The following is a 2,879-nucleotide window of genomic DNA, read 5'->3' on the forward strand; positions in this document are numbered from 1 at the left end:
CGCCATCCACTCGGGCCGAGGCCCCCACCCGCGTCCTGAACCGGCCCGACCGGAACGTCCGGCACTGACCGGCGTGCGGCGGCGCGCTAGCGGCGTCTCTTCGGCGGCCTCGCCACCGCCAGCCGCCGCATCAGCGCCAGCCACCCCGGTACGTCGATCTCCACCAGCACGGTCTTGCCGGGTGGCGTCCGCTCCCGTACCTCCCAGCGGTCGGCCAGCGCCTCGACGAGCGCCATCCCCCGCCCCGACTCGTCCAGCGGACCCGCGGCCTGCACGGCACCGGGGCCCGGCGGCCGGCCGTCACCCCGCGTGTCGGTGACCTCGATACGGAGCGAGCCGGTGGGCAGGGACAGGCGCAACTCGAAGTCCCGTCCCGGCACGCGACCGTGCGTCACGGCGTTCGCCGCGAGTTCCGCGACGACGACGGCCGCGCGCTCGGAGACGTCGGAGCCGTAGGCGATACCCCAGGCCTTCAACTGGACCAGCGCCGTACGTCTCGCGAGACGGGCGCCGAGCGGGGTCGAGCTGAAGCGGCGCGTGAACGAGGGCGCCGTGACGGTGCGTTGAGCAGCGGGCGGTGCGGTCATGCCCAACAATCTGGCCGCGGCGGGGGTCGTTTGGCCACCGGAACGCCGCGTACGCTCACGCAGCGTACGCCGTGACTCGCTGGACAGTAATGGTGACGTGACGTGACGATGTGCGTTGAGCGGTGTGGTCTGGTGGGCGGGCGCGCGGGAGGTGGCCGATGGGGGCCGACAACAGCGACATGGCGGTACTGGGCGGGAGCGGCGAGCCGGAGGTCTCCGACAGTCTGCGGACGTTCGGGGCGATGGTCCAGGCCCTGCGCGAGCACGCGGGTCTGGGCCGGGAGCAGTTGGCCGAGTCCATCGGCTACTCCAAGCACATGGTGGCGTCGGTGGAACAGGGCCGCCGCCTACCGGACACGGCGTTCGTGGAGGGGGTGGACCGGGCGCTGGGAGGGACACGGGCGCTGCTCGCGGCGGCACAGCACCTGGGGCGACAGCCGGGGTTGGCGGCGTGGTTCCGGAAGTGGGCGGGGTTGGAGGCGACTGCGATCGCCCTGTACACGTACGAGTGCCGCATGATTCCGGGCTTGTTGCAGACGAAGGCGTACGCGAGGACCCTGTTCGAGGATCGGCTGCCGCTCCTGACCGACGACGAGATCGAGGCGCAGTGGACGGCTCGGGCGGAACGACAGCGGCTGTTGCGGGAGCGGCCGAATGCCTCGTTCAGCTTCATCATCGAGGAGAGCGTGGTGCTGCGGCAATTGGGCGGGCCAGACGTGACCCGCTGTCTGCTGGACTACATGCTGCAGTGCGCGGCCCTGCGCAATGCGAGCCTGCAGATCATGCCGTTGAAGCGCACGCTCCACGCCAGCCTGTCAGGGCCGCTCCAGCTTGTTGAGACCCCCGACGGACGGCGGTTCGCCTACGCCGAGGGGCATATGAACGGCCACCTGATTGCTGAGCCGAAAGACGTCGCTGTCCTCCACCAGCGTTATGCGAAACTGCGATCGCAGGCTCTGACCCCGGAAGACTCCGTGAGCTTGCTGGAGCGACTGCGAGGAGCCTTATGAGTACCGCCCAACTCGCTTGGTTCAAGTCCAGCTACAGCACGGATCAAGGAGACAGCTGCGTCGAAGTCGCCCTGGAGTGGCGCAAGTCCACGTACAGCAGCCCCCAGGCCGACGACTGCGTTGAAGTCGCCTCCACCCCCGCCACCATCCACGTCCGGGACTCCAAGGACACCACCCTCACCCCCCTCGGCCTCCACCCCTCCGCCTGGGCCGCCTTCGTTCCGTTCGCGGCGGCCCAGGCCGGCTGAGCAGCGCGTCAGTCCACCGCTCGGACCTCCGTCTCGCAGTGCAGGCGGCGGTCCGGGCCCACCTCGCGTACGGGGCCCGTCAACGCGACGCGCACCCCATGGCGTACATCCGTGCTGGACGCGGCCATACGCAGTTCCAGCGCGCCCGGTTCCACCACGCGGCGCCCCGTGCGGTCGGCGAAGCACGACACGTCGGCGTGGAAGCGGAACCGCACCCGGCGGGCCTCGCCGGGGGCCAGGTCCAGGCGCTGGTAGGCGATCAGGCGGATGTCGGGGCGGGTCACCGTGGCCACCGGGTCGTGGAGGTAGAGCTGCACGACCTCCGCGCCCGCGCGGTCCCCGGTGTTGCGGACGGTCACCGCGACGTCGTACTCGCCGTCCGTGCCGATCTCCGGCACCCCGTCGCCGTCACCCCCGCCCTCGAAGTCGGTCCACTCGAACGTCGTGTACGAGAGGCCGTGCCCGAACGGGTACAGCGGGGTCGGGTCGATGTTGCTGGCGCCGCCGAACAGGCCCATCGGCGGCTGGAGGTACGTCCACGGCTGGCCGCCGGGGCTCTTCGGGACGCTGACCGGGAGGCGGCCGGAGGGGGAGATGCGGCCCGACAGCACTCCCGCCACCGACGGGCCGCCCTCCTCCCCGGGGAAAAAGGCCTGGACGGAGGCCGCGAGCCCGCCGTGCCAGCGACCCAGCGCGTAGGGGCGGCCGGTGAGGAGGACCAGCACGACCGGTGTGCCCGTGGCGACCAGCGCGTCCAGCAGCTTCGCCTGGACGCCGGGCAGCCGGAGGTCCTCCGCGTCGCAGCCCTCACCGGAGGTGCCCCGGCCGAAGAGGCCGGCGCGGTCGCCGAGGACCGCCACGCAGATGTCGGCCTCGGACGCGCGGGCGACCGCCTCCGGGAACCCTTCCGTGTCGTCGCCGTCGACCGCGCTGCCGGCGGCGTACGTGATCTTCGCGTCGGGGAGTTCCGTGCGCAGGGACTCCAGGACGGTCGGGATCTCGATGCCGAGGGCGGTCTCGGGGTGGGCGGGCAG

4 protein-coding genes are annotated in these 2,879 nt (G+C 71.8%); 2 read left to right on the top strand and 2 right to left on the bottom strand.

Annotated elements, in window-relative coordinates; all coding sequences use genetic code 11:
- Positions 1-86: 86 nt before the first annotated feature.
- Complete coding sequence (locus tag AOK23_RS31580; RefSeq protein WP_055715986.1) at positions 87-587, bottom strand: ATP-binding protein; 501 nt, start codon at positions 585-587, stop codon at positions 87-89.
- A 158-nt stretch (positions 588-745) separates the two neighbouring features.
- Between AOK23_RS31580 and AOK23_RS31585 the strand changes: the two genes are divergently transcribed.
- Both AOK23_RS31585 and AOK23_RS31590 read left to right on the top strand, forming a co-directional pair.
- The gene (locus tag AOK23_RS31585; protein ID WP_055715987.1) at positions 746-1,597 is read left to right on the top strand and encodes a helix-turn-helix domain-containing protein; all 852 of its coding nucleotides are present in this window, start codon (positions 746-748) and stop codon (positions 1,595-1,597) included.
- A complete protein-coding gene (locus AOK23_RS31590) occupies positions 1,594-1,845 on the top strand; it encodes a DUF397 domain-containing protein (RefSeq protein ID WP_055715988.1) in 252 nt (83 codons plus the stop codon). Before AOK23_RS31585 ends, AOK23_RS31590 begins: the two co-directional genes overlap by 4 nt.
- Positions 1,846-1,853: 8 nt before the next feature.
- On the opposite strand, the gene AOK23_RS31595 is transcribed toward AOK23_RS31590, so the two are convergent.
- Positions 1,854-2,879 (bottom strand): glycoside hydrolase family 3 C-terminal domain-containing protein (locus tag AOK23_RS31595; RefSeq protein WP_206336339.1); only part of this gene is annotated, 1,026 nt, incomplete at its 5' end.

It is taken from the genome of Streptomyces torulosus (assembly GCF_001419765.1).
GTDB classification, from domain to species: domain Bacteria; phylum Actinomycetota; class Actinomycetes; order Streptomycetales; family Streptomycetaceae; genus Streptomyces; species Streptomyces torulosus.

Excerpts from the sequence above, each read along its gene's own strand:
- AOK23_RS31580 (WP_055715986.1), bottom strand. The coding sequence starts at position 587 with ATGACCGCACCGCCCGCTGCTCAACGCACCGTCACGGCGCCCTCGTTC.
- AOK23_RS31585 (WP_055715987.1), top strand. The coding sequence starts at position 746 with ATGGGGGCCGACAACAGCGACATGGCGGTACTGGGCGGGAGCGGCGAG.
- AOK23_RS31590 (WP_055715988.1), top strand. The coding sequence starts at position 1,594 with ATGAGTACCGCCCAACTCGCTTGGTTCAAGTCCAGCTACAGCACGGAT.